Annotated in this window: 24 protein-coding genes; 13 read left to right on the top strand and 11 right to left on the bottom strand. The window is 70.7% G+C overall.

What is annotated here, in order from left to right; translation table 11 throughout:
* Window positions 1-29 precede the first annotated feature (29 nt).
* Window positions 30-1340, top strand: coding sequence for a sensor histidine kinase (locus ACWDR4_RS19515; RefSeq protein WP_450409990.1), 1311 nt, complete (start codon window positions 30-32; stop codon window positions 1338-1340).
* Window positions 1301-1972, top strand: coding sequence for a response regulator (locus ACWDR4_RS19510; protein ID WP_450409988.1), 672 nt, complete (start codon window positions 1301-1303; stop codon window positions 1970-1972). Before ACWDR4_RS19515 ends, ACWDR4_RS19510 begins: the two co-directional genes overlap by 40 nt.
* A gap of 16 nt (window positions 1973-1988) precedes the next feature.
* Here the strand turns inward: ACWDR4_RS19510 and ACWDR4_RS19505 are convergent, their stop codons facing one another.
* A complete protein-coding gene (locus ACWDR4_RS19505; protein ID WP_450409986.1) occupies window positions 1989-2468 on the bottom strand; it encodes a GNAT family N-acetyltransferase in 480 nt (159 codons plus the stop codon).
* Between the two features lie 275 nt (window positions 2469-2743).
* On the opposite strand from ACWDR4_RS19505, the gene ACWDR4_RS19500 reads away from it, so the two are divergent.
* On the top strand, window positions 2744-4582 hold the full coding sequence (locus ACWDR4_RS19500; RefSeq protein ID WP_450409984.1) for a hypothetical protein: 1839 nt from the start codon (window positions 2744-2746) through the stop codon (window positions 4580-4582).
* Between the two features lie 18 nt (window positions 4583-4600).
* Window positions 4601-5404 (top strand): exodeoxyribonuclease III, encoded by an 804-nt coding sequence (locus tag ACWDR4_RS19495; protein WP_450409983.1) that lies wholly within the window; start codon window positions 4601-4603, stop codon window positions 5402-5404.
* 13 nt (window positions 5405-5417) lie between these two features.
* Here ACWDR4_RS19495 and ACWDR4_RS19490 read toward each other — a convergent pair whose 3' ends face one another.
* Window positions 5418-6038, bottom strand: a complete 621-nt coding sequence (locus tag ACWDR4_RS19490) for a MerR family transcriptional regulator (protein ID WP_450410023.1) — start codon at window positions 6036-6038, stop codon at window positions 5418-5420.
* 209 nt (window positions 6039-6247) lie between these two features.
* On the opposite strand from ACWDR4_RS19490, the gene ACWDR4_RS19485 reads away from it, so the two are divergent.
* The 4 genes from ACWDR4_RS19485 (at window position 6248) to ACWDR4_RS19470 (ending at window position 9966) form a co-directional block, all read left to right on the top strand.
* Window positions 6248-7792, top strand: a complete 1545-nt coding sequence (locus tag ACWDR4_RS19485) for a flavin-containing monooxygenase (RefSeq protein ID WP_450409981.1) — start codon at window positions 6248-6250, stop codon at window positions 7790-7792.
* The gene (locus tag ACWDR4_RS19480) at window positions 7789-8745 is read left to right on the top strand and encodes an alpha/beta fold hydrolase (protein WP_450409979.1); all 957 of its coding nucleotides are present in this window, start codon (window positions 7789-7791) and stop codon (window positions 8743-8745) included. The genes ACWDR4_RS19485 and ACWDR4_RS19480 overlap by 4 nt, the downstream gene beginning before the upstream one ends.
* The gene (locus ACWDR4_RS19475; RefSeq protein ID WP_450409977.1) at window positions 8742-9638 is read left to right on the top strand and encodes an SDR family oxidoreductase; all 897 of its coding nucleotides are present in this window, start codon (window positions 8742-8744) and stop codon (window positions 9636-9638) included. The genes ACWDR4_RS19480 and ACWDR4_RS19475 overlap by 4 nt, the downstream gene beginning before the upstream one ends.
* Before the next feature lie 88 nt (window positions 9639-9726).
* Window positions 9727-9966 (top strand): hypothetical protein, encoded by a 240-nt coding sequence (locus ACWDR4_RS19470; protein WP_450409976.1) that lies wholly within the window; start codon window positions 9727-9729, stop codon window positions 9964-9966.
* Window positions 9967-10151: 185 nt separating this feature from the next.
* On the opposite strand, the gene ACWDR4_RS19465 is transcribed toward ACWDR4_RS19470, so the two are convergent.
* The gene (locus ACWDR4_RS19465) at window positions 10152-13421 is read right to left on the bottom strand and encodes a S41 family peptidase (protein ID WP_450409974.1); all 3270 of its coding nucleotides are present in this window, start codon (window positions 13419-13421) and stop codon (window positions 10152-10154) included.
* 240 nt (window positions 13422-13661) lie between these two features.
* Here ACWDR4_RS19465 and ACWDR4_RS19460 point away from each other — a divergent pair, with 240 nt between their 5' ends.
* From ACWDR4_RS19460 to ACWDR4_RS19445, 4 genes are all read left to right on the top strand, one after another.
* Window positions 13662-14267: a TetR/AcrR family transcriptional regulator gene (locus ACWDR4_RS19460; RefSeq protein ID WP_450409972.1), complete on the top strand. Its 606-nt coding sequence runs from the start codon at window positions 13662-13664 to the stop codon at window positions 14265-14267.
* A gap of 191 nt (window positions 14268-14458) precedes the next feature.
* Window positions 14459-16699, top strand: coding sequence for an MMPL family transporter (locus tag ACWDR4_RS19455; RefSeq protein ID WP_450409971.1), 2241 nt, complete (start codon window positions 14459-14461; stop codon window positions 16697-16699).
* A 137-nt stretch (window positions 16700-16836) separates the two neighbouring features.
* Window positions 16837-17322 carry a YbaK/EbsC family protein gene (locus ACWDR4_RS19450; protein WP_450409970.1) on the top strand — a complete coding sequence of 162 codons (486 nt, stop codon included), beginning with the start codon at window positions 16837-16839 and terminating at the stop codon, window positions 17320-17322.
* Window positions 17319-18164, top strand: coding sequence for an EamA family transporter (locus ACWDR4_RS19445; protein ID WP_450409969.1), 846 nt, complete (start codon window positions 17319-17321; stop codon window positions 18162-18164). Before ACWDR4_RS19450 ends, ACWDR4_RS19445 begins: the two co-directional genes overlap by 4 nt.
* Here ACWDR4_RS19445 and ACWDR4_RS19440 read toward each other — a convergent pair.
* Both ACWDR4_RS19440 and ACWDR4_RS19435 read right to left on the bottom strand, forming a co-directional pair.
* The gene (locus ACWDR4_RS19440) at window positions 18130-18708 is read right to left on the bottom strand and encodes a GNAT family N-acetyltransferase (protein ID WP_450409968.1); all 579 of its coding nucleotides are present in this window, start codon (window positions 18706-18708) and stop codon (window positions 18130-18132) included. The genes ACWDR4_RS19445 and ACWDR4_RS19440 overlap by 35 nt on opposite strands.
* Window positions 18705-20186: a metallophosphoesterase gene (locus ACWDR4_RS19435; RefSeq protein ID WP_450409967.1), complete on the bottom strand. Its 1482-nt coding sequence runs from the start codon at window positions 20184-20186 to the stop codon at window positions 18705-18707. The genes ACWDR4_RS19440 and ACWDR4_RS19435 overlap by 4 nt, the downstream gene beginning before the upstream one ends.
* 238 nt (window positions 20187-20424) lie before the next feature.
* Here ACWDR4_RS19435 and ACWDR4_RS19430 point away from each other — a divergent pair, with 238 nt between their 5' ends.
* Window positions 20425-20703 carry a DUF1876 domain-containing protein gene (locus ACWDR4_RS19430; protein ID WP_450409965.1) on the top strand — a complete coding sequence of 93 codons (279 nt, stop codon included), beginning with the start codon at window positions 20425-20427 and terminating at the stop codon, window positions 20701-20703.
* Between the two features lie 85 nt (window positions 20704-20788).
* Here the strand turns inward: ACWDR4_RS19430 and ACWDR4_RS19425 are convergent, their stop codons facing one another.
* From ACWDR4_RS19425 to ACWDR4_RS19400, 6 genes are all read right to left on the bottom strand, one after another.
* Window positions 20789-21958, bottom strand: coding sequence for a serine hydrolase domain-containing protein (locus ACWDR4_RS19425; protein ID WP_450410021.1), 1170 nt, complete (start codon window positions 21956-21958; stop codon window positions 20789-20791).
* Between the two features lie 41 nt (window positions 21959-21999).
* Window positions 22000-22404, bottom strand: a complete 405-nt coding sequence (locus tag ACWDR4_RS19420; protein WP_450410020.1) for an organic hydroperoxide resistance protein — start codon at window positions 22402-22404, stop codon at window positions 22000-22002.
* A gap of 176 nt (window positions 22405-22580) precedes the next feature.
* A complete protein-coding gene (locus ACWDR4_RS19415; protein ID WP_450409964.1) occupies window positions 22581-23066 on the bottom strand; it encodes a MarR family winged helix-turn-helix transcriptional regulator in 486 nt (161 codons plus the stop codon).
* A 28-nt stretch (window positions 23067-23094) separates the two neighbouring features.
* Window positions 23095-23868 carry an energy-coupling factor ABC transporter ATP-binding protein gene (locus ACWDR4_RS19410; protein WP_450409962.1) on the bottom strand — a complete coding sequence of 258 codons (774 nt, stop codon included), beginning with the start codon at window positions 23866-23868 and terminating at the stop codon, window positions 23095-23097.
* Window positions 23856-24617 (bottom strand): cobalt ECF transporter T component CbiQ, encoded by a 762-nt coding sequence (cbiQ, locus tag ACWDR4_RS19405; RefSeq protein WP_450409961.1) that lies wholly within the window; start codon window positions 24615-24617, stop codon window positions 23856-23858. The genes ACWDR4_RS19410 and cbiQ overlap by 13 nt, the downstream gene beginning before the upstream one ends.
* 1 nt (window position 24618) lies before the next feature.
* Window positions 24619-25704 (bottom strand): energy-coupling factor ABC transporter permease, encoded by a 1086-nt coding sequence (locus ACWDR4_RS19400; RefSeq protein ID WP_450409959.1) that lies wholly within the window; start codon window positions 25702-25704, stop codon window positions 24619-24621.
* Window positions 25705-25770: the final 66 nt, after the last annotated feature.

Here is a 25770-nt window from a genome sequence, read left to right as displayed (position 1 = left end):
AGCGGTGCCCGCCTCCTACCGTGATCGTCATGCAGCCGAAGAACGTGTGGCAGGCCATGGTCCGGCCGGGGTTTCTGGTGTCGTGGTGGCCCTGGCGGGCGGTCGCTCATCTCGTCAGTGGGGCCGTGGCCGGATCCTTTGTGTTTGTGCTGGTCGTGCTCATGGTGGTGGCCGGGAGTGTGCTGGCCGTTGTGCTTGTGGGGCTGCCGCTGCTGGTCGCCCTCGCGCTCTCCGGGATTCCCGTCGCCCGGGTCGAGCGGCTCAGGCTGCGGATCGTCGATGCGGAGGCGGTGCCCGATCCGCATCGGGAGCCCGTGGTGCCGGGGCTACGGGCCTGGCTGGTCGTGCGGTTGCGGGAGCGGGCCACCTGGCGGGAGTTGGGGTATGTGGTGCTGTTCGCGGGGGTGTTGTGGCCCCTGGACGCGCTGGTCGTTGTCGGTGCGCTGCTCGTTCCTGTGTCCCTCGTTTCAACTCCCTTTCTGATGGCTACCGTTGGGGACGGGCAAGAGGTCAAGGTGCTCAAGGTGTGGACGGTCACCGGCTGGCCGACTGCCTTTGGGGTCTCGGTCGGTGGGGTGGTTCTGCTTGCCCTGGGTGCCTATGTGCTTGGCGTTGCCGCCGGTGCTCGGGCCGGGTTGGCGCGGTTGCTGATCGCCGCCCGGGATGTCGAGTTGGGGGAGCGGGTTGTTGAACTCGCCCTCTCCCGTGGCCGGTTGGTGGACGCCTTCGAGGCGGAGCGGCGGCGGATCGAGCGCGATCTGCACGACGGGGCCCAACAGCGCCTGGTCGCCCTGTCGGTGACTCTTGGAGTGGCCCGGCTGGACGCGCCGCCGGGGTCGCCGCTCGCCGAGCAACTGGCCAAGGCCCAGGGGGAGGTGGGGAGCGCGTTGGAGGAACTGCGGGAGCTGATCCACGGGATTCATCCCCAGGTGCTCGCGGACTATGGGCTTGAGGCTGCTGTGGCCGACGCCGCGGATCGTGCAGCCGTGCCCGTGGACGTCAGCCTCGACTTGCCCGGACGTCTGCCTCGTGCCGTGGAGTCGGCCGCGTACTTCGTCGTCTGCGAGGCGCTCGCCAACGTCGACCGGCACAGCGGGGCGAGTCGGGCCGAGGTCGGGGGTGGGTATCGCGACGGGCTGCTTCTCGTCGAGGTGCGGGACGACGGGTGCGGTGGGGCGGACCCCGGGGGTGGCAGTGGGCTCACCGGGCTCGCGGACCGGGTGTCAGTGCTCGATGGCAGACTCTCCCTGTCCAGCCCGCTGGGTGGACCGACGTCGCTGCGGGTGGAGATTCCTTGCGAGTGGAGCCAGTTGACGGATCGCGGTCGGCGCTCCGCGTAGTCCTCGCCGAGGACAGCGTGCTGCTCAGGGAAGGGCTGATCGGACTGCTCAACCGCGTCGGCCACGAGGTCGTGGCGGCCGTCGGGGACGCGGAGGCGCTGCTCGTGGCGGTCGCCGAGCATGAGCCCGACATCGTGGTGACGGACGTACGCATGCCGCCCGGGTTCCAGGATGAGGGGCTGCGGGCGGCCGTGAAGCTTCGTGAGGCGCGGACCGCGCTGCCCGTGCTCGTCCTCAGTCAGTACGTCCAGCGGGCCTATGCCGCCGAACTGCTCGACTCCGGGGACGGCACCGGCGTCGGCTATCTGCTCAAGGACCGGGTCGGGCAGGTCGAGGAGTTCGTCGACGCGCTGGGACGGGTCGCGGACGGGGGCACGGTCGTCGACCCCGAAGTCGTACGGCAGTTGCTGCGGCGGCGTCGGGATCCGCTGGAGCGGCTGACCCCGCGTGAGCGCGAGGTGCTGGCGCTGATGGCGGAGGGCCGGTCCAACGGTTCCATAGCCCGCGAACTCGTCGTCTCCGAGGCGGCCGTCGGCAAGCACATCGGTGGCATTCTCGCGAAGCTGGAGCTGCCTCCGGCGGACGAGACCCATCGGCGGGTGCTGGCGGTGCTCGCCTATCTGCGGGCGTGAGCAACCGGCCCCGGCGCTACAGGCTCTTCGCGAAGCAGCGGCTCGACTCGAAGAGGCGGTAGTAGCCGAACTTCTCGCAGGGGGCGTAGCCGCTGGAGGTGTAGAGGGCGATGGCCTCCGGCTGTCTGTCGCCCGTCTCCAGGACCATGCGGGTGCGGCCGGCGGTGCGGGCGTCGTCCTCCAGGGCGGCGAGTATGCGGCGGGCGAGGCCGAGGCCACGGGCCTCCGCGACGACGTACATCCGCTTCAGCTCGGCGTCGCCGGGCAGATAGCCTTCCTCGGTCTCCTCGTCGTGGCCGCGCCAGCCGCCGGTGGCCACGGGGCGCTCCTGGCCGTCGTACGCGATCAGGTACAGGCCGGACGGCGGGTCGAACATCGCCGGGTCGAGGTACGTGGCGTCGCCGTCGTCGTTGTAGCGGGCGGCGTACTCGGCCTGGACCTGGTCGTTCAGCTTCACGGCGTCGGGGTGGTCGAAGGAGACCCGGCGGATATTCATGCCTGGCACCGTACATCTATGCGGATTGTCGCCGCCAGGGAGTTATCGGTCGGGCGGGTTGGGAGCAGTTCCTGGATCGGTCGGTCAGGGGTGGCCATATCGGGCGGGGTGGTGCGATCTTCGATGAGAGGTCCGGCCGGTGATCGTCTTCGGGCATTTCCCGTGCGGAATGGATCACTTGTTTGCCAATCGCCGACATGTGCACCGGCGGGCGGGGAGGCGGCGTTAGTTTCGGCTCGTCGGGATCATCAAGGGTGGGGGCGGGGGTGTACGGCGTGGGGAAGCGATTGCGAGGCGAGAAGGGGCGTGAACTGCGCCCCTATCGTGCGCTGGCGGCTCCGTTCGTGGTCGCCCCGCCGTCCGGGTGTCGGATCCGGACCCGGCTGCACCTCTCGCCCGCGGATGCGTCTGTGCTGCGGGCGGTCGGGGAGCATCTGGGGTCGCTGGCCGGGGCGGACCTGGCCGCCCGGGTGCGCATCGGGAACGTACCGGCCGCGCACACCCGGCGGGCAGAGCGCAAGAAGGCCCTGACCGGCCAGTCGTCGTCGCGGTGGGCGGGTGCGATCACCCGCACCTCCGAGGACCAGTATCAGCTGGGCAGGCGGGCGCTGAACGCCCGGATCGGCTCTTTGCGCCGGGCCATCGCCGCGATCGAGGCCCGCCTCGCCGTCCCACCCGGGACCAGCGTGCGCCGGGGACGGCGTACGGTGCGCGGTTATGCCGATCATGCGGAGCGGCGGGCGAAGCAGCAGCGCCTGCAGATCCTCAAGGGCGAGCTGCGCCAAGCGGTGCGGGAGCGGGAGTGCGGCCGGGTACGCATCGCCCGGGGCGGACGGCAACAGCTGGACTCCCGCCACCACCTCTACGACACCGCACCCGGACCCAAGCCCGTGACCGAGGCCGCCTGGCAGGCCCAGTTGGGTGGTTGGGGTGAGGTGTGGTCGGCGCGGCGGATGTTCCTGACGGCGGACGGTGAGGCGGGAGCACCCTTCGGGAACTACACCATCAGCATCACCCCCACTGACGGCGCCATCACCCTCGGGCTGCCCGAACCCCTGCGCCAGCAGCACGCGAACGCCCCACGCGGCCGCTACCTCCTGGATGCGGCGGCCCTCTTCACGCACCGCGGCCAGCAGTGGGCCGACCGGATCGGCGCGGGTGCCCCGGTGCGCTACGACATCACCTACGACGCTGGCCTCGGACGCTGGTACCTCGATGCCTCCTGGTCCACCGTGAAGAAAGGCCAGCCGGTTCCCGTACCGAGCCTTGATGTCCTGCGCGGGCATCCGGTGCTGGCGGTGGACGTCAACGCCGACCACCTCGCCGCCTGTGTCCTGGACCCGTGCGGCAACCCCGTCGGCACACCCCACACCCTGCCCCTGGAACTGGCCGGGCTGCCCGCCACGACCCGGGATGCCCGGCTGCGCGAGGCCGTCTCCCAGCTCATCCACCTCGCCCAGCTCCACGACTGTGCGGCGCTGGTGATCGAGAACCTGGACTTCGCCGACGCCTGCGCCACCGGTAGGGAGAAGCTGGGCCGGGGCAGGCGCGGCAAGGCCTTCCGCCGCCTGGTGGCCGGGATCCCGACCGCGAAGTTCCGCGACCGGCTCGCCGGAATGGCCCACCACGCCGGGCTCTCGGTGATCGCTGTGGATCCCGCGTATTCGAGCAGGTGGGGTGCCCAGCACTGGCTGAACCCCCTGAAACAACAGGCTTCCACCGGCACGGCCAGCACCGTGAGCGGGCATCATGCCGCCGCAGTGGTGGTCGGCAGACGCGGTCTGGGCTGCACGGCCCGGCGCAGGAAAGACGGACCCCGCCAAACCCCCACCACCGCCGCCGTAGGGCGTGCCGAGGCAGGGGCCGTGCGACCGGAGGATCGCACCGGGCCGACCGTCCCCGAAACGCCGAGTCACCGCACCCCACACCGTACGGAGCGGACAGCTCCGGCCAGGACGACGCGCGGCACCACACCCGTGGTGCGTCAGACGCGAGCGCGCCCGCCCGGAAAGCACCCGCCCCACGGCCTCACCACCGTTCGGGGGCCCAGCACTCCAGACCAGCTCACGCTGTTCGGGATGCCCGATATGGCCAACACCGGCCAATCAACTTAGGAACGGTATCGTGCCCGCGTGCTGACAGTGACCTCTGTGAATGTGAACGGACTCCGCGCCGCCGCGAAGAAGGGCTTCGTGGAGTGGCTCGCGGACACCTCCGCCGACGTGCTGTGCCTCCAGGAAGTGCGCGCCGAGCCGCAGCAGCTGCCGGACGAGGTCCGCACGCCCGAGGGGTGGTTCGTGGTGCATGCCCCGGCTGCCGCCAAGGGCCGGGCCGGTGTTTCCCTCTACACCCGGCGCGAGCCCGACCGCGTCCAGGTCGGCTTCGGGTCGGCGGAGTTCGACGGCAGCGGCCGCTACGTCGAGGCCGACCTGCCCGGCGTCACCGTCGCCAGTCTGTATCTGCCGTCCGGCGAGGTCGGCACCGAACGCCAGGACGAGAAGATCCGGTTCATGGACGAGTTCCTCGCCTATCTGAAGGACCTGCGGGGGCGGGCCGCCGCCGACGGGCGCGAGGTCGTCGTCTGCGGAGACTGGAACATCGCCCATCAGGAGGCCGACCTCAAGAACTGGCGTGCCAACAGGAAGAACTCCGGGTTCCTGCCCGAGGAGCGGGAGTGGCTCGGGCGGGTGCTCGACGCGGGGGAGGGCGGGTACGTGGATGTGGTGCGGGCGCTGCATCCCGACGTCGAGGGGCCGTACTCGTGGTGGTCGTACCGGGGGCGGGCCTTCGACAATGATTCAGGTTGGCGCATCGACTACGAGATCTCGACGCCCGGGCTCGCCGCCAAGGCGGTCAAGGGGTACGTCGAGCGCGCGGCGACCCATGAGGAGCGCTGGTCGGACCACGCGCCCGTCACCGTCGTCTACGACCTCTGACCTGCCCTGATCTTCAGGGCTCCTGGCGCAGCCGTCGATCCAGCGCCAAGGACAGTTCCGCCTCCACCACCCGGCGGGCCAGTGGGCGCAGGCGGGCGGGGTCGCCCTTCGGGGCGTGGGTGAGGAGTACGTCCGTGAAGATCTCGGCCAGGGCGTCCGCGTGGTCGCGTACCCGTTTGCCCGCAGCCAGGACGGCCGACAGGGGGATGCCCTCCTGGACCAGTGCGGCCGACGCCTCCAGGAGGCTGCGGCTGATGTGGACGATCTGGTCGCCGTCGATGCCCAGATAGCCGAGGTCCATCGAGGCCGCGAGGTTCTCGGGGGTGGCGTCCGGGCCGAAGCGGTCGGCGAGGTCCTCGGGGGTGAGGCGGATCGGGGTCTCCTCGGTGGGGGCGCCGAGGCCGAGCAGGTCGGCGACGTCGCGGCCGTGGTCGAAGGCCTCGGCGAGTTCCGCGATGCCGTTGAGGGTGTGGCCGCGTTCCAGCAGCGCCGAGATCGTGCGCAGACGGGCCAGGTGGTGGTCGTCGTACCAGGCGATGCGGCCCTCGCGGCGGGGCGGCGGGATCAGTTTGCGTTCGCGGTAGAAGCGCAGGGTGCGGACGGTGATGCCGGCCAGCCTGGCCAGCTCCTCCATCCGGTACTCCGTCCGGTGCTCCGGCTGGTACCCCGTCCGGTCCTCGTGCCCTTCGGTGTTCTCTGCCTCTGCGTCTGCCACGTCGGAACCCTAAGGCGTACCGTCGGTAACTTTCCCTCTCCCGGCCCCTACCCATCAGTACGGGGCTCCTCTACTCTCCCCATTGCGCCAGTGTTCACTGGCGCGGTCGCGCAGGGAAGGGCATCGGCATGGCCGAAGAGGAAGCCGAACACGAACATGTGCGGGTGGCGGTGATCGGGTCCGGGTTCGGTGGGCTCGGGGCCGCCGTGCGGCTGCGCCGCGAGGGGATCACCGACTTCGTCGTGCTGGAGCGCGCCGGCAGCGTCGGCGGGACCTGGCGGGACAACAGCTATCCGGGGTGCGCCTGTGACGTGCCGTCCCATCTGTATTCGTTCTCCTTCGCGCCCAATCCCGACTGGCCGCGCGCCTTCTCCGGGCAGGAGCACATCCGTGCCTACCTGGAGCACGTCACCGATGTCTTCGGGCTGCGGCCCCATCTGCGCCTCAACTCCGAGGTGAAGACGATGACTTGGGATGCGGGGCGGTTGGTGTGGGTCGTCGAGACCAGTAGTGGGACCCTGCTCGCCGATCTCGTCGTCTCCGCCACCGGGCCGCTCTCCGATCCCAAGGTGCCGGACATTGCGGGGCTCGACACCTTTCCCGGCAAGGTCTTCCACTCCGCGCGCTGGGACCACGACTACGACCTGCGCGGCAAGCGGGTCGCGATGGTCGGGACCGGGGCCTCCGCCATCCAGATCGTGCCCGCCATCCAGCCCGACGTCTCCCGCCTCACCCTCTTCCAGCGCACCCCGCCCTGGGTGATGCCCCGCGTCGACCGGGCCATCGGCGACGCCGAGCGCGCCGTGCACCGTGCGCTGCCCTTCACCACCCGGCTGCGGCGCGGACTCCTGTGGGGCATGCGGGAGTTGCAGGTCCAGGCGTTCACCAAGCATCCGGGCCAGCTCGGTCTCGTCGAGCAACTGGCCAAGCAGAACATGAACCGGGCCATCAAGGACCCGGCCCTGCGCGCCAAACTCACTCCCGACTACCGCATCGGCTGCAAGCGCATCCTGCTGTCGAGCGAGTACTATCCGGCGCTCACCCGGGCCAATGTCGATGTGGTGGCCAGTGGGTTGAGCGAGGTGCGGGGGTCCACCGTTGTCGGGGCCGACGGGAGTACGGCCGACGTCGACGCCATCGTCTTCGGTACGGGGTTCCACGTCACCGACATGCCCATCGCCGACCGGGTCGTCGGCGCCGACGGGCGTACGCTCGCCGAGGCCTGGGCGGGGAGCGGGATGCGGGCACTGCGCGGGGCCTCGGCCGCCGGGTTCCCCAACTGGATGACGATCATCGGGCCCAACACCGGCCTCGGGAACTCCTCCATGATCCTGATGATCGAGTCCCAGCTGAATTACATGGCCGACTACGTACGGCAGTTGGACGTTCTCGGGGGACGGGTGGCTCTCGATGCCCGGGCTTCCGCCGTCGACGCCTGGAACGGGCGGGTGCAGGAGCGGATGCGGCGCACGGTGTGGAACACGGGTGGGTGCAGCAGCTGGTACCTCGACGCCGAGGGGCGCAACACCACCGTCTGGCCCGGTACGACGTCCGAGTTCCGGCGGGCGACCCGGCGCGTGGATCTCTCCGAGTACGAGGTTCTGCGGGCGGCGACCGTCGGCAGCGGCACCGGCATCGAGGGTGCCAACTCCCGTGCTGAGGTGGGCGCGTGAGCCGCCTGATGTCCGTGACGGGCGGTCCGTACGCCCCTCCTGTTCCCGTCCGTGAACTCACCGCCGTCTCCGCCGACGGGGCCCGGCTGCACGTCGAGGTGCACGGCGTGGACGACGGGCCCGTGGTCGTCCTCTCGCACGGCTGGACCTGCTCCACCGCCTTCTGGGCCGCCCAGATCCGCGAACTCGCCCCCGATCACCGGGTCGTGGCCTACGACCAGCGCGGCCATGGACGCAGCCCGGCGAGCCCCGTCCACAGCACCGACGTACTCGCCGACGACCTGGAGGCCGTACTCGCGGCCACCCTCGCGCCCGGCGAGAAGGCCGTGGTCGTCGGGCACTCCATGGGCGGGATGACGGTGCTGGCCGCGTCCGCGCGGGCGGGGTTCCGGGAGCATGTGGCGGCCGTACTGCTGTGCAGCACCGGCAGTTCGCGGCTCGTCGCCGAGGCGCTGGTCGTGCCGATGCGGGCCGGGCGGCTGCGGACCTGGCTCACGCGGCAGGGGCTCAGCTCGCGCGCGCCGCTCGGTCCGGTCACGCCGATGTCCCGGCGCATCCTCAAGTACGCGACCATGGGCGCCGGTTCGTCGGCCGCCATGGTCGAGGCGTGCGCCCGGATCGTGCACGCCTGCCCGCGCAAGGTGCGGTACGCCTGGGCGCGGGTTCTGGACGGGGTTCAACTCGACGCGAACATACGGGAGTTGACGGTACCGGCTGCTGTCGTCGTCGGTACGGGCGATCGGCTCACGCCGCCCGTGCACGCGCGCGCCCTGGCTGCCGTACTGCCCGACTGTCACGGTGTGACCGAGCTGGCCGGGCTGGGGCACATGACTCCGATCGAGGCGCCGGGGGTGGTGACCGGGGTGATACGTGAACTCGCGGTGACATACGGACAAGGGCAGTTGGACGCGCACGGTACTGAGGCCGACGTACGGATCGAGGAGGGCGCATGAGCAGGGTCAGTCTGGACGGGCAGGTCGCTGTCGTGACCGGGGCCGCTCGGGGGGTCGGTGAGCTGCTCGCGCGCAAGCTCTCCGCGCGCGGGGCCAAGGTCGCGCTGGTCGGGCTGGAGGCCGACGCGCTCAAGCAGGTCTCGGAGCGGCTGCACACCGAGAGCCAGGTCTGGTACGCCGATGTCACCGACCACGAGGCGATGTCCCGGGTGGCGGCGGAGGTCAAGGAGCGGTTCGGGAAGGTCGACATCGTCGTAGCCAACGCGGGGGTCGCGAGCGGTGGGCCCTTCGTCGACTCCGATCCGGAGTCGTGGCGGCGGGTCATCGAGGTGAATCTGATCGGGTCGGCGCTGACGGCGCGGGCGTTTCTGCCGGTGTTGGTGGAGAGCCGGGGGTATCTGCTCCAGATCGCGTCCCTCGCCGCCATCACCCCGGCGCCGATGATGACCGCGTACTGCGCGTCCAAGGCGGGCGTCGAGGCGTACGCGCACTGTCTGCGGGCCGAGGTCGGGTACAAGGGCGTCCGGGTGGGGGTCGCGTATCTGTCCTGGACCGACACCGACATGGTGCGGGGGGCGGACCAGGACGACGTCATGCGGGAGTTGAGGCAGCGGCTGCCGTGGCCGGCGAGCAAGACGTATCCGCTGGGGCCGGCCGTCGACCGGCTCGTGGCCGGGATCGAGCGGCGGTCCAGTCATGTGTACGGGCAGTGGTGGCTGCGGGGGATGCAGGGGGTACGGGGGTATCTGCCGGGGCTGATCGGTGTGGTGGGGCAGCGGGAGGTCGGGCGGTTCTCGGGGCGGTTGCAGGGGATGGGGACGGGGCTTGTCGGGGCGGGTGGGGCTGCCGATGAGGAGGCTCGGGGGGTGGGGTCGGGCGTGAGGGGTGACTGAACGTTACTGATCGAAATGCGTGCTTTGTGTCGGCGTGTGAGTCTGGTCGAGCCCCGATCCCCTCACCCACTTACGGGAGTGAACTCACATGGGTATGAAGGACGAGATGCAGGAGAAGGCTCGGCAGGCCAAGGAGAAGATGGAGCAGACCCGCAAGGGTCAGCAGGGCCAGCAGGGTCAGCGCCAGGAGGGCCAGCAGGGTCGGCAGGGCGAGCGCCGGCAGGGGCAGGAGGAGACTCCTGAGCGGGGGCGTCCCCCGCGGGACGGGGAGACGGAGCGGGCCATGCGGGACGAAGAGGACCGGTTGAACCAGGACTATGACATCTAGTCCTGGTTGAGTGGTTGGTGTGGGGTGCCCTTGGTTTTGTGAGGGCACCCTGCGCTTTTGTTTGGGGGGTTGGGGTGTTCGGGTGCGTTGTTGGGTGCGGGTCCGGTGGGGGCTGGTCGCGCAGTTCCCCGCGCCCCTGGGTGGGTTACCTCGGCGCCCGTCAGCGACTTGCCCCTCGTTTGGACTTAGCGTGGGGGGAGTTTTGGGCGTGAGCGGTTGGGGACCTCGTCGTACGTTGGTGGGGTGGCCGCCGGTTGGGTGTTCAGGAGGGTCAGGGCCAGGCGGATCGCGTCGTCCATTTCTACGTGGCGGCCCTCTGCCCAGTCCAGGGGGGTGCGCAGGACCTCCAAGTCGGGGGCTACGCCCTGGTTTTCCACTGTCCAGCCGTAGGTGTCGAACCAGGCCGCGTTCATCGGGACCGTGATCACCGTGCCGTCGCCCAGGCGGTGGCGGCCGGTCATGCCGACCACTCCGCCCCAGGTCCGCTGGCCCACCACCGGGCCCAGCTCCAGCAGCTTGAAGGCCGCCGTGATCATGTCTCCGTCGGAGGACGTTGCCTCGTCGGCCAGGGCAACCACCGGGCCCCTGGGGGCATTTGAGGCGTACGACACCGGCTGGGCGTTGCGTGTGAGGTCCCAGCCCAGGATCGTGCGGGTCAGTTTCTCCACCACCAGTTCGCTGATATGGCCGCCCGCGTTGCCGCGTACGTCGACGATGAGCGCGGGCCTCGACACCTCCATGCGCAGGTCGCGGTTGAACTGGGCCCAGCCTGAGCCGCCCATGTCGGGGATGTGCAGATAGCCGCAGCGTCCGCCGCTCAACTCCCGTACCACTTCCCGGCGTTTGGCTACCCAGTCCTGGTAGCGGAGGGGCCGTTCGTCGATCAGGGGGACCACCGCGACCCGCCTGGCCCTTCCCTCGCCCCGAGAGTCCTCCGTCGGCGTGAACGTCAGCTCCACCGTCGTACCGCCCGCCCCCGCCAGCAACGGGAACGGGCCCGTCACCGGATCCACCGGGCGCCCGTCCACATGCGTGAGCAGCGCGCCCTCCCGGATGCCCGAACCGGCCAGCGGGGAACGGGCCTTGGAGTCCGAGGAGTCGCCGGGGAGGATGCGGTCCAGCATCCAACCGCCCTCCCTGCGGACGAAGTTGGCGCCCAGGAGGCCCTGTCTGCGCTGGTAGTGGGGTGGGCCCTCGTTGCGGCGGGCGGGTGTGACGTACGCGTGGGAGGTGCCCAGTTCGCCCAGGACCTCGCGGAGCAGATCCGCGAACTCGTCGGGGGACGCGACCCGTTCGACCAGTGGACGGTACTGCTCCAGCACCGCGTCCCAGTCGATGCCGCACATCCCGGGTTCCCAGAAGTAGGCGCGGATCAGACGGCCGGCCTCCTCGTACGACTGGCGCCACTCCGCCGGGGGATCGACCTCGTGCAGGACCCGGCGCAGGTCGATCCAGACGGTCGTGTCGCCGTCGCCCGGGTCGGTGGACGGCACCGCGCGCAGCTCGTCGTCGTCCACGACCACCAGCCGGGACGCGTCGCCGCTCACCGCGAACCAGTCGAGGTGGTCGACGAGTTCGGATTTCTTGGCCTTGCTGATGTTGAAGTACTCGAGCGTCGGCCGGCCGCTCGTGTCCGCCGGGTTCGCGAACGTCTCGCCCAGCGCGCCCGAGATCGGCCAGCGCAGCCACACCAGCCCGCCGCCCGCGACCGGATACAGCGCCGAGTACTTGGAGGCGGTTACCGGGAAGGGGGTGACGCGGCTCTCCAGCCCTTCGGCCTCGACTGTCACCGTCCCGTCCGTGCCGCCTTCGGTGCCCTCGTCCTCGGCCGGATCCAGGCCACCTGCGGCCGGGCGGCCGTCGGGGGAGAGCGCGAAGGGGGAAGGAGTCGCGGAGGAGAGCGGGACCAGGTACGGGCGGCAGCCGAGCGGGAAGGAGAGGTCGCCCGTGTGGACGTCGTACACCGGGTCGAAGCCCCGCCAGGAGAGGAAGGCCAGATAGCGGCCGTCGCGCGTGAAGACCGGGTTCTCGTCCTCGAAGCGGCCGTTCGTCACGTCGACGATCAGGCGGTCCTTTATACGGGCCATCTTGATCTGGCGGAGCGAGCGGCCGATGCCCGGATGCGACCAGGTCAGCCAGGCGCCGTCCGGGGAGAAGGCGAGGTCGGTGACCGGGCCGTTGAGGGAGCAGATCAGCTCCGTCGCGTCCCCGTTCGAGTCCTCCGTGCCCGCGGCGGCAGCCGCTCCGTCAGACACAGTGAGCAGGAGGAGGCGGCCGTCGTGGGCGGCGATGGCCAGGCGCTCACCCGCCGGGTCGGACACCAGTTCCAGTACCCGGCCCAGCTCGCCCGACGCCAGCCGTCTCGGCTCCCGCTCCCCGCTCGCCCTCGGGAGGTAGGCGATCTCGATCGCGTCCTCGCCCTCGGCGTCGGTGACGTACGCGACCTGGCCGCCCGAGCCGAGCATCTCGGGCAGCCGGACCCGTACGCCGGGTGTGTCGGTGATCGTCCGAGCCGGGCCGTCCCGGTGGGTCAGCCAGTACAGGCTGCCGCGTACGACGACGGCGCTCGCGCGGCCCGTCTCGTCGACCGAGATGCCGTCGACGTGCTGCGCGGCGGGCACCTGGTACGTACGGCGGCCCGCGCGGGGACCGCCGAGCCGTACGTCCAGTCGGCGGGGGAGGGAGTCGGCGGCGAGGTCGTCGACGATCCACAGATCGCCCCCGCACTGGTACACGACCCGGGTGCCGTCGCCGGCGGCGTGCCGGGCGTAGAAGGCGTCGTGGTCGGTGTGCCGGCGCAGGTCGGAGCCGTCGTACGCGCACGAGTACAGGTTGCCGACGCCCTCGTGGTCGGAGAGGAAGGCGATGCGGTCGCCGACGAACATGGGGGAGTGCAGGTGGCCGTCGAGGTCGGGGAGGAGGCGCTCGCCGTGCAGCCAGAGGCGGCCGGTCGCGCCGCCCCGGTAGCGCTTCCAGGCGGCCGGTTCGTGGGGTGGGGTGCCGGTGAGGAGGAGGGTCTTGCGCTCGCCGCCGATGTCCGCGACCTGGATGTCGGAGACCGGGCCCCAGGGGAGCCGGCCGCCGGGGCCGCCGTCCGCCGGGACGCTGTACGCCCAGGTGAAGTAGGAGAAGGGCTGGCCGTGGGAGGCGACGGCGAGGATGTCGCCGTCCGGGGACCAGCCGCAGACCTGGGTGTCGGCGCTGCCCCAGTAGGTGAGCCGCCGCGCGGGGCCGCCGTCGACCGGCGCGTGGTGGATCTCCGGCACGAGACTGCGCCAGCTCGTGTACGCGATGTGCCGGCCGTCCGGCGAGAAGCGCGGGTGCCCGACCTTCGTACGGTCGACGGTGAGCCGCCAGGCTCGGCCGGGCCCGTCGAGGGGGGCGAGCCAGAGGTCGTCCTCGGCTACGAAGCACAGCAGGTCGCCGCTGAGGTGGGGCAGGCGCAGATAGCTCACCTCCCCATGCTTTTCCGGGAACGGGGCCCCAGCAACTTGTGAATTGCCGGGCACGGGTGTGCGGTGGGGGCGCGTGGGCCCCGGCCGGTCCGGATCTCCCGTGAGTTCCGTGAGTCAGGACACGTAGAGAACACGTACGAAACAGTTTCGTTTCTCTCGTTCTCAGGCTATGCTCATTGACGTACGGCGGAGCTGTACGAAACGGTGTCGTCCGATACTGGAACCGGAAGGGTGAGTGGCATGACCGAGGTCGCAACGGCGCGTCGTAGTCGGATCACGCCCGAGCGGGAGGCCGAGTTGTACGGCGCCACGCTCGACCTGCTCCGGGAAGTCGGCTACGAGGCTCTCACCATGGACGCCGTCGCCGCCCGTACGAAGTCCAGCAAGGCCACGCTCTACCGCCAGTGGGGTGGCAAGGCCGAACTGGTCGTCAGGGCGATGCGGCACAGCAAGCCTGGTGGCGCCGTCATCGCCGACATCGACACCGGGTCCCTGCGTGGCGACTTCCACGCCCTGCTGGTCCGCGAGGACGACTGCACCATGGAACAGAACTCCGCGCTGATGCGGGCTCTGGGCATGGCTGTCCACGCGAACCCCGATCTTCTCCTGGCGTTCCGGGAGCTGCTCGTCGAACCGGAGATGCTGGAATTCCGCAAGGTGATCCAGCGTGCCATCGACCGCGGTGAGGTCCGTGCGGACAATCCGGCGGCCGACTACGTGCTGCACATGATGATCGGCGGCTTCGTAGCGCGCACGCTCATCGACGAACTGCCCCCGACACAGGCCTACTTGCGTGACTACATCGACGCCGTGGTGCTCCCCGCCCTCGGCGTGTCGGTCCCGTAAGTCCTCGTACACCTCTCAACCCTCGTACGTACGAAGGTTGTACCTCGTACGAACCTCGTACGGCCCTGTGAACGACCCCACTTGTACCTGACGCGACCGCTCACGTCGTCGGGCTGATCACCCCTGCCCCCCAACAGGCCGATCAACCCTGCCCATTTGCACCTCCACGACCTGACCGGGAGTACGCCCCAGTGGCCACGTTCCTCTACAAACTCGGCCGGCTCGCCTTCAGGCGACGGCATTTCGTCGCCCTGATCTGGGTGGCACTGCTGACGCTCGCGGGAGTCGGCGCGGCCAGCGCGCCCGCCGCGGGCACCACCTCCTTCTCGATTCCGGGTACGGAGGCCCAGAAGGCCTTCGACCTGCTGGAACAGCGTTTCCCCGGCGCCAGCGCCGACGGAGCGACCGGACGCATAGTCTTCAAGGCGCCCGAGGGCCAGAAGATGACGGACGCCGACAACAAGGCGACCGTCGAGAAGACCGTCAAGCAACTGGGCGACGGCTCCGAAGTCGTCTCCGTCACCGACCCGTTCACGACGAACGCCGTGAGCAAGGACGGGTCGGTCGCCTACACCTCGGTGAAGTACGAGCTTCCCGGCATGGAGTTGGCGGACTCGACCAAGGACGCCCTGGAGAAGGCCGGCGACGAGGCCCGGGCCACCGGGCTGACCGTCGACGTCGGCGGTGACGCGCTCCAGGCCGCGTCCGAGCCGGGAGCGGTCGGCGAGATCATCGGCCTCGCCATCGCCGCGGTCGTCCTCGTCGTCACCCTGGGCTCCATGGTCGCCGCCGGGCTGCCGCTGCTGACCGCGATCATCGGCGTCGGGATCGGTGTCTCCACCATCACCGCCCTCGCCAAGGCGCTCGACCTGGGCGACACGACCTCCACGCTCGCCCTGATGATCGGTCTCGCGGTCGGTATCGACTACGCGCTGTTCATCGTCTCCCGCTACCGCAGCGAGCTGGCCGAGGGCCGCGACCGCGAGGATGCGGCCGGCCGCGCCACCGGCACCGCCGGTTCGGCGGTGGTCTTCGCTGGCCTCACGGTCGTGATCGCCCTCGCGGGCCTCGCGGTCGTCAACGTCCCGATGCTGACCAAGATGGGCCTCGCGGCGGCGGGCACGGTCGTGGTCGCCGTACTCATCGCACTGACGATGATCCCGGCGCTGCTCGGATACGCGGGCCGGAAGGTCCAGCCGGCGGGCCAGAAGAAGAGCAAGAAGAAGAGCAAGGAGAGCGAGCCGAGCAAGGACGATGCGTCCGAGGTGGCGGCGAAGCCCAACATGGGTGCGCGCTGGGCGAGTTTCGTCATCCGGCGGCCGGTCGCCGTCCTGCTGTTCGGTGTGATCGGGCTGGGTGCGATCGCGGTCCCGGCCACGCAGTTGGAGCTGGGTCTGCCCGACGACGGCTCGCAGCCGACGTCCACGACACAGCGCCGCGCCTACGACCTCCTCTCGGAGGGCTTCGGTCCCGGGTTCAACGGTCCGCTGATGGTCGTGTACGACGCCGCGGGCAGCGCCGACCCCAAGGCCGACGCCACCGCGTTGACCGACAGGATCAAGGGCATCGACGACGTCGTGTCGGTCAGCCCGGCCCAGTTCAACAAGGCCGGCGACACCGCGACGATCACCGTGATCCCGGACTCCAAGCCGTCTTCGGTCCAGACCGAGGACCTGGTGCACGCCATCCGTGCCGAGGGTGCCGACGTCAAGGCCGACACGGGTGCGAACGTCCTGGTCACCGGCACGACCGCGATGAACATCGACTTCTCGCAGAAGCTCAACGACGCCCTGATCCCGTATCTGGGCCTGGTGGTGGGCCTCGCCTTCCTCCTCCTGATCGTGGTCTTCCGCTCGATCCTGGTCCCGCTGAAGGCGGCCCTCGGCTTCCTGCTCTCGGTGCTGGCGGCGCTGGGCGCGGTCGTGGCGGTCTTCCAGTGGGGCTGGCTGAGCGGTCTGATCGGCGTGGAGGAGACCGGTCCGATCATGTCGATGATGCCGATCTTCATGGTCGGCGTGGTCTTCGGCCTCGCGATGGACTACGAGGTGTTCCTCGTGACCCGGATGCGCGAGGCGTACGTCCACGGCGAGTCGCCGACCGAGGCCGTGGTGACCGGCTTCAAGCACAGCGCCCGCGTCGTGGCCGCCGCCGCGGTGATCATGATGGCCGTCTTCGGCGGCTTCATCAGCTCCACCGAGTCGATGATCAAGATGATCGGCTTCGGCCTGGCGATCGCGGTCTTCTTCGACGCGTTCGTGGTCCGCATGGCGATCGTCCCGGCGGTACTGGCCCTGCTGGGCAAGAAGGCCTGGTGGCTCCCGAAGTGGCTGGACCGCGCCCTGCCGAACGTCGACGTGGAGGGCGAGGGCCTGCGAGCCCTGGACGACGACAACCGCCCGAAGGACGAGGACAGGGAGCTGGTACGAGCCTGACGTACGGCGCCTGAAAAAGCCGGCCGGTGAGGGCCCCGTGGGGACGGGGAGCCCTCACCGGCTTCTTTCCTGACCCAGACGTACGGCTGATCGGAATTCGTTCGTGATGCATCTGTCCGCCCGCTAACGTGCCGGGCATGACGACGTCTTCCCGTTTTGCCGAGGCTCTCGATCAGTTGGGTCTCAGTGAACTCACCTCCCGTATCCGCCGGTTCCCCGACGAGACGCGTACCGCTGCCGAGGCCGCCGCCGCGATCGGGTGTGAGTTGAGCCAGATCTGCAAGTCGTTGATCTTCTCCGCCGACGGGGTCCCGGTCCTCGTCCTCATGGACGGTGCCTCCCGCGTCGACGTCGAACTCGTCCGGCGCGAACTCGGCGCCGCGAAGGTCACCCGCGCCAAGGTGGACGTCGTACGGGAGACCACCGGGTACGCCATCGGGGGCGTACCGCCCTTCGGGCACCGGACCAGGACGCCTGTGCTCGCCGACCGTTCGCTGCTGGAGCACGACCTCGTCTGGGCCGCCGCAGGCACCCCGTACACCGTGTTTCCCATGGAGCCGAAGGCGCTGATCGGGCATGCCGGTGCCGTCCTCGTGGACGTGCGGGAGTCGGCGGCTTCGTGACCCCGACCGTCACCGCCGCCGTCCTGCTCGCCGCCGTCACCCACGCCTCCTGGAACGCGCTCGCGCACCGCATCACCGACAAGCTGGTCGGGTTCACGCTCATCGCCGGTGGCGGAATGGTGATCGGGCTGGTCGCCGTGCCGTTCGTGCCCTTTCCCGCTGCCGGCGCGTGGCCGTATCTCGTCGTCTCGGCCGTCATCCATCTCGTCTACTTGGTGCTGCTCATGCGGTCGTTCCGGCTCGGTGACTTCGGGCAGGCGTATCCGATCGCGCGCGGCACCGCACCCCTCGTCGTCACCCTGCTCGCCGCCGTGTTCGCGAACGAGGTGCCCGACGGCTGGGCGGCGGCCGGAATCGCCTTGTCCTGTGCGGGACTTACCGGCGTCGCGCTGTGGGGGCTGCGCGGCCGGCGGCCCAACTGGGCGGCGATCGGGGCCGCGTTGGCTACCGGGCTGTCCATCGCCGCGTACACCGTCGTCGACGGGCTGGGGGTACGGGCGTCAGGGTCCGCGCTCGGCTACATCGCCTGGCTGATGGCCCTGGAGGGCATCGCCATCCCCGGCTATGCCCTCTACCGCTGGCGGGGTCAATTCCTCGCGAAGGTACGGCCGTTCGCCGGGGTCGGGCTGCTCGGCGCCGCGCTGTCCGTGGCGGCGTACGGGCTCGTGCTGTGGGCGCAGACCCGTGCTGAACTCGCCCCCGTCGCCGCCCTCAGGGAATCCTCGATCATCGTGGGAGCAGCCATCGGAGCCGTGTTCTTCAAAGAGCGGTTCGGGGCGCCGCGTATCGCCGCCGCCGGGCTGCTCGTCATCGGGATCGGGCTGATGCTGCACGCCGGGTAGTGGGCCCCGGTCGCGCCGGCGCCGCATAGCAGCGGACCTTCACCCGTTGCCCCGGCCCCCACTCCTGCTCCACCTCCGCCGCCAACAGGGTCCAGCCCAGGCGCTCGTACAGCGCCGCCGCCGCTGTGTCCGTCGACGCCACGTCCAGAACCGGGTGCAGGGCACGGGAGTTGGCGTCTGTCACCGCCCGGGTCATCAGCGCCGCGCCGACTCCACGGCCCCGGGCCGCCGGATCGACGTACAGGCGGTTGATCACGGCCGTCGGGCCCCCGGTCCACAGGGCCGCCGCCGCGTCGCCCTCCTCGCTGCGGGACAGGACGATGTGGCCGATGATTCCCCCATTCCCATTCTCATCCTCTTCCGCCACCCATGCCGCCAGGAGTGACGGCGGGGTCAGCCAAGTGGGCGGGTCCTGTGGCCAGTTGAGGGGGTACGCGTTCCGCTCGTGGACCGTCGCCAGTACGCGTACGCACGCTTCCAGGTCGGTGTCCGTGCGGGGGCGGATGCGGAACGGGGCTGCTTTCGCCGGGTTGTCGGCTGTCACACGGGCATGTAAGCACGTACGCCGGACAGGTCGTGGAGGCGCATGCTGTTGCGGTCGGTCACCGCGCGGCCGAAGGCGTGGTGGGGCCACAGGCCGCCCGCCGTGCGGCGGCTGCGTTCGACCCAGGCGCGGGCCGGGACGCTGCTGTTCTTGTAGTAGTTGAGGGCGTAGCCGCCGGTGTGGATACGGAGGAGGCAGAAGCCGCCCGGGTAGTCCTTCACCGCGCTGACCTCCTGCTGGGTGACGTGCGGCGCGCTGGTCAGGGCCGTGCGCTTGTTGCGGTGGGTGTGGCCCGCGTGGTGGAGGAAGACGCCCGGGGAGGCGGCGTACGACTCGACGATCGAGCGGGCCTGGGCGCGGTCCAGGCGCTGGCCGCGGCCCATCGGGAACACCGAGTCCCTTGTCGTCAACGGGTGGTGGCCGAAGACGATCGTCGGCTGGTCGCGGTCCGTCCTCAACTGGGTTCTGAACCAGGCCAGTTGTTCCGGGCTCAGGCCGCCCGCGTCGCCGCCGTTGCCGCTCTTCTCGTAGGTGTCCAGGCCGATCAGGCGCAGCCCGCCCAGGTCGCGTGCGAAGTAGCCGAGGCCGTCGGCGCCGCCCAGGAAGCCGTCGCGGAAGGAGTCCCGGAACGAGTCGTCGGGGTGTCTCGGGCGGTCGTGGTTGCCCCGTACGACGAAGTAGTCCCGTCCGTGGGTGCCGAAGCCGTCCAGGATGCGGCGGGCCTCGGCCAGGTCCCGGGGTGCGCCGGCCGCCGAGATGTCGCCGGCGGCCAGCAGGACGTCCGCCCCGCGCCGGTGGGCCTCCTCCACCATCGCCCGGCTCATGATCTCCGGGTACGGGTCCAGGCCGGGCTGCTGCGAGACCCCGCGCAGCATCGGTACGCCGGCCACCAGGCCCGCCGTCGTCTCGCCGAGGTGCAGGTCGTTGCAGAGCGCGATGGAGAGGAGGTGGCGGCCGGGGGGTGGCTGGGGGGTCGTGAAGGAGTACGGGCCGCCGTGCGAGCCCAGGCCGTGGAGGGAGGTGCCCACCGCGTTCCCGCGCACCAGGTGCAGCGGGGTCGGTGTGGCCGCCCTGCCCCGCGAACGGGCCCGGTAGTAGTACGTCTGGCCCGGCTCCAGGTCCGTCAGCTCCACGTAGTGGTGGGCCGTCGGGTGGTCCTCCGCCGCCGTACGGTCGAGATGGGCGGGGTGGGTGCCGTACACCACCTCGCCCTCCGTGACCGCCGGGACCAGGTGGCCGAAGCCGTCGTCGGTGCCGGGCACGGCCGTGTACCAGGTGATGACGGCGCGGTCCTCGGTGAGCGTGACCAGCTCCAGGTTGAGGGCCGTCACGGTGTCGGGGTGGGTCACGCGCTCCCGGCGCGCGGCGAGCGCGGAGCGGAGCACGGCGGGCGTGAGGAGCGCGCCGGAGCGGACCAGGTCGCGGGGGGAGGGGAACGCCGCGAGGGCGGCCAGGGGAGCGGGGAGACAGCAGCGCATGGTCGGTACGTGCCCGTGGCCCGTTAACGGCTGCCGTGGGGACGGGGGCGGCACGAGGTAGGGGGCACGACAACTCCTTCGCGTCGGTGCGGGACGTTCGCGGGAAGCTTTCAGCAGAGCACGGCGGGACGCCTGAGGACACGGTAAGTGGGGTCATCGCGACGAACGTCACACAACGGGCGTGCGTGCCGGGGGCGACAGGAGCACCCTGGAAGCAGCGGTACCGGAGGTGATCGTCATGACGCACACCGCAGTGGGATGGCATGTCGAGCTGGAGTTCGAGGAGGACGAGCAGCGCACGAGGGCCGCGGCGCTCGTACGGCTCGCGGACGGGAGCGAGGTACGGGCCCACGGCTACGCCAGCCGTCACCGGGCCGACGAGAACCAGCCACGCGTCGGCGAGGAGATCGCCGGGGCACGCGCCCTCAACGAACTGGCGATGAGACTGCTGACGAAGGCCCACGACGAGATCGACGAGGCGTCGGGGCGCACGTCGCATTCGCTCGGTCTCGGGTAAGCCGCCTGGCCAGGCCTGCGCCTGCCTCGCCTGCCTACCCGCGCCCCTACAGCTCCGTCTGTAGCCCCTGTAGCCCCTGTAGCCCCTACAGCGCCGCCCGCACTCCCCGTACCAACGCCTGCGCGCGCCCGTCCGCCGTCACGCTCTTGCGGAGGCCGTTCGTGACGTAGCCGAAGGCGATGCCCGTCTCGGGGTCGGCGAAGCCGAGGGCGCCGCCGCGGCCGGGGTGGCCGAACGAGCCGGGGGTCAGGAGCGGGGAGGCGGCGCCGTGGAGCATGTAGCCGAGGCCGAAGCGGGTGCCGATCACCAGGACGCGGTCCGGCCCGGCGGATTCCTCGCGGCGGGCCAGCTCGGCCGTCTCCGGGGTGAACAGGCGTGTCCCGCCGTCGACCTGGCCGATCAGGGAGGCGTAGAAGCGGGCGAGTCCGTCGGCCGTGGCGATGCCGTTGGAGGCGGGCAGGGCGGCGGCGCGGTACGCGGGGTCGTTCTCGTCCGGGAGCGGGGTGATCGCGGCGAAGGCGCGGCTGGTAAGGGACTCCGGGTCGGCGTAGGCCTCGGCCACGGACCGCTTGGGGCGTGTCCTGATGCCGCCCGACTCCGGCGTCTGCGGGGTGGGGACCCGCCCGACCCGGCCCACGCGACCCGCCTCGGCCTCCGCCTCCGGCAGTCCGATCCAGAGGTCCAGCCCGGCCGGGCCCGCGATCTCCGTCGCGACCCACTCACCGATCGGACGGCCACTGACCCGCCGTACGAGTTCGCCCGTCAGCCAGCTGTACGTCTGCGCGTGGTACCCGTGGTCCGTGCCCGGCGCCCAGACCGGCGCCTGGGCCGCGACCGCCGCCGCACCGAGGGCCGGATCGATGGCCTGCGCGGGCGTGAGCGGCCGGTCGAGCACGGGGACGCCCGCGCGGTGCGAGAGCAGCTGCCGTACGAGTGTGCGCTCCTTGCCCGCCGCCTTGAACTCCGGCCAGTACTCGCCGACGGGAGCGTCCAGGTCCAGCTCGCCGCGCTGGGCCAGCATCAGCAGTACGGCGGCGGCGACGCCCTTCGTCGCCGAGCGCACGATCTGCGCGGTGCCGTGCTCCCAGGGCGCGTCACCGTCGACATCGCGGGTACCGGCCCACAGGTCGACGACCCGGCGCCCGTCCCGGTACACGGTGACGGCGGCGCCGCGCTCGCCGCCGGTCGCGAAGTTCCGTACGAACGCGTCCCTGACCGGCTCGAAGCCGTCGGTGACCGTGCCCTTCACGTTCAAGTCCACGGCGGTGTAACGCACACTCACCCGCCGACGATTCCTCAGCCCAGGATGATCGTCACATCGATGTTGTCGCGGGTGGCGTTCGAGTACGGGCAGACCATGTGCGCCGCGTCCACCAGCTTGGCCGCGATGTCCTGGTCCAGGACGGGCAGCGAGACGCTCAGGGCGACCGCGAGGCCGTAGCCGCGCTGCTTGTTGGGGCCGATGCCGACCTTCGCGGCGACCGTCGAGCCGGTCAGGTCGTAGCCCTCGCGGTGGCCGACCAGGACCAGCGCGTTGTGGAAGCAGGAGCTGTAACCGGCTGCGAACAGCTGCTCCGGGTTGGTGCCGTTGCCGTCGCCGCCCAGCGCCGGCGGCATCGCCACCTTCAGCGCGATCTGACCGTCCTGGCTTGTGACGTCACCGTCCCGGCCGCCGTGGGCGGTGGCCTCGGCGACGTACATGATCTTCGTCGGACGGGTGTCCGGACGAGCGTCAGGACCGGCCTCGATATCGATACCGTCGTCAGCCACGGCAGAACCTCCCCCAAAAACAACTACGTCAATTACATCGTGCACAAGGTACCGGCCGGTAGGGAGGTAGTTGCTACCCGGGGGTAGAAACCGTGGGTAACCTCAGGTCAGTGCCGGGCCCGGTCCGCCGCGCCCTGCGCCCGCTCCGCCAGCTCCCACAGCTCGCCCCGCAGCCGCGCGACCTCGCCCCCGCTCAGCTCCGTCGCCGCGAGCAGTGCGCCCGGTACGAGCGCCGCGCGCTCCCGGAGTTCGTCGCCGCGCCCGGTGACCCGGACCGACACCGACCGCTCGTCCAGCGCCGACCGCTCCCGGCGGACCAGACCCGCCGCCTCCAGCCGCTTGAGCAGCGGCGACACCGTGCCGTAGTCGAGGCACAGGGCGGTGCCCAGCTCCTTCACGGTCACCTCGCCGCGCTCCCACAGGACCAGCAGCACGAGGTACTGCGGGTAGGTGAGGCCCAGCTCGTCCAGGAGCGGACGGTAGGCGGCGGTCATCGCGCGCTGGGCCGCGTACAGCGCGAAGCACAACTGGTCGTCGAGGCGCGGCGACCCGGGGTTGTGCACATCGTCGTGCGCGTCCTCTTGTTCGATCACGCGCCCATTGTCCACGCGCCCGTTGCCATCAGGTGCGGGCGGTGGAGACGGAGCGCGGGTCGAAACCGAACGGCAACTCCAGGCGGTGCGCGCGCATCAGGGCGTCGTCGGCGAGGAGTTCGCCGGTGGGGCCGTCGGCGGCGATGACGCCCTCGCTGAGGATCAGCGCGCGCGGGCACAGCTCCAGGGCGTACGGCAGATCGTGCGTGACCATGAGGACGGTGACGTCCAACGACCGCAGGATGTCGGCCAGTTCGCGGCGCGAGGCGGGGTCGAGGTTGGACGACGGCTCGTCGAGGACGAGGATCTCGGGCTCCATGGCGAGCACGGTCGCCACCGCCACCCGGCGCCGCTGCCCGAAGGAGAGATGGTGCGGCGGCCGGTCGGCGAAGTCCGCCATCCCGACCAGATCGAGCGCGGAACGCACCCGCCCCTCCAACTCCTCGCCCTTCATGCCTGCCGCGGCGGGGCCGAAGGCGACGTCCTCCCGGACGGTCGGCATGAAGAGCTGGTCGTCGGGATCCTGAAAAACGATCCCGACCTTGCGCCGGATCTCGGCCATGTGCCGCTTGCCGACGGGCAGCCCGGCCACGGTGACCGTCCCCGCGCCCGGGGTGAGGATGCCGTTGAGATGCAGCACGAGGGTCGTCTTGCCGGCCCCGTTCGGCCCGAGCAGCGCCACCCGCTCCCCGCGCCCGACGGTGAAGTCGACGCCGAAGAGGGCCTGGTGGCCGTCGGGGTAGGCGTAGGCCAGTCCGGCCACGTCGAGTGAGGGTGGGGCTGAGGTTGTCACAGGGTCCATCCCAGCAGACATACGACGAGCGCGGCGACCGGCAGGGCGAAGGCGTACGACCACTGCGCCCGGGACGCGGTCACCTCGTCGATGACGGGCATGGACCCGGTGTACCCCCGGCTGACCATGGCGAGATACACCCGCTCACCCCGCTCGTACGACCGGATGAACAGCGCCCCGGCGGACTTCGCCAGCACCCCCCAGTGCCGTACGCCGCTCGCCTCGAAGCCGCGTGACTCCCGCGCGATCCGCATCCGCCGCATCTCGTCCGCGATGACATCGCCGTACCGGATCATGAAGGAGGCGATCTGTACGAGCAGCGGCGGGAGTTTGAGCCGCTGAAGCCCGAGGAGGAGTGCGCGCAGCTCGGTGGTGGAGGCGAGGAGTACGGAGGTGGCGACGCCGAGGGTGCCCTTCGCGAGGACGTTCCAGGCGCCCCAGAGGCCGCTGACGCTGAGCGACATTCCCAGCACCTCGACCCGCTCGCCCTCCGCCACGAACGGCATGAGCACGGCGAAGGCGACGAAGGGCACCTCGATCAGCAGCCGCTTGAGCAGAAACCCGGCGGGTACGCGGGCGAGCCGGGCCACGACCGCCAGCAGTACGGCGTACGCGGCGAAGGCCCACACCGCCTCCCGGGGCGTGGAGACGACCACGATCACGAAGGCGAAGGCGGCGGCGAGCTTGGTGTGCGGCGGCAGCGCGTGAACCGGGGAGTGGGCGTGCCGGTAGAGCCGATGGGCGTGCCCGGCACCCATGTCAGACGCTCGCGCTCGGGGTGGCGGCCGAGGCAGCCGTGGCGTCCTCGTCGGTACGACGGCTGCGTACCGCCCAGAAGACGCCGGTCCCGGCGGCGATCGTGACGCCGACCCCGATCACCCCGGCGAGACCACCGGACAGCCGCCCGTCGCCGATGCCCTCGACGCCGTAGTCGGCGAGCGGGGAGTCGGCGGCGGCGTGCTCCTCGACCTTGGCGTCGATGCCCTTGTCGGCGGCGACCTTCTCCAGGCCGTCGGGGTTAGCGGAGGCGTAGAAGCTGACGACACCGGCGAGGACGAGGGAGGCGGCGAGGCCGGTGAGCCAGACGTTGCGGGTGCGGTGGGAGGGGGCGGGGACGGGGGCGAGGGGTGTGGGCTGCGGCTCGGCGGCCGGCGCCGCGTCGATCAGTTCGCCGTTGACGCGCAGCTGAAGCTTCCGGGTCAGGCCCTTGGCGCCGTGGACGAGATCCGGCCGTACGGCGATCACGGCGCCGACCGTGAACGCGGTGATCGCGGCCTCGCCGAGCCCGATGAGCACGTGCACGCCGACCATCGCGGTGAGGACCCGCCCGATCGGTACGTCCGTCGTGCCGCCGATCGCGTAGACGAGCGTGAAGGCGAAGGCGGCGGCGGGTACGGAGATCGCCGCGGCGACGAAGGCGGAGACGGTGACCGAACGGCGCTTCTTGGGCAGCACCTTCACCAGTCCGCGGAAGGTGGCGTAGGCGACGACGCTCGTCACCACGGCCATGACCGTGATGTTCACGCCGAGCGCGGTCAGACCGCCGTCCGCGAAGAGGATGCCCTGCATGAGGAGTACGACGGACACGCACAGGACCCCTGTGTAGGGCCCCACGAGTATCGCGGCCAGGGCCCCGCCGAGCAGGTGTCCGCTGGTCCCGGCCGCGACCGGGAAGTTCAGCATCTGCACGGCGAAGATGAACGCGGCCACCAGACCGGCGAGCGGCGCGGTCCGTTCGTCCAGCTCGCGCCGGGCGCCACGCAGGCTCACGGCGACCGCGCCGGCGGCGACGACTCCGGCCGCTACGGAGACGGGGGCGTTGATGAATCCATCAGGCACATGCACCGTTCGATAATAGTGGCTTGTTGCGAACCTCTTGCAAGAGCGAAGCGAGGGCAATCTGAGGCGGAA

The sequence above is a fragment of the Streptomyces sp. NPDC000878 genome (assembly GCF_053599695.1).
This window is presented reverse-complemented; position numbering and strand designations above follow the sequence as displayed.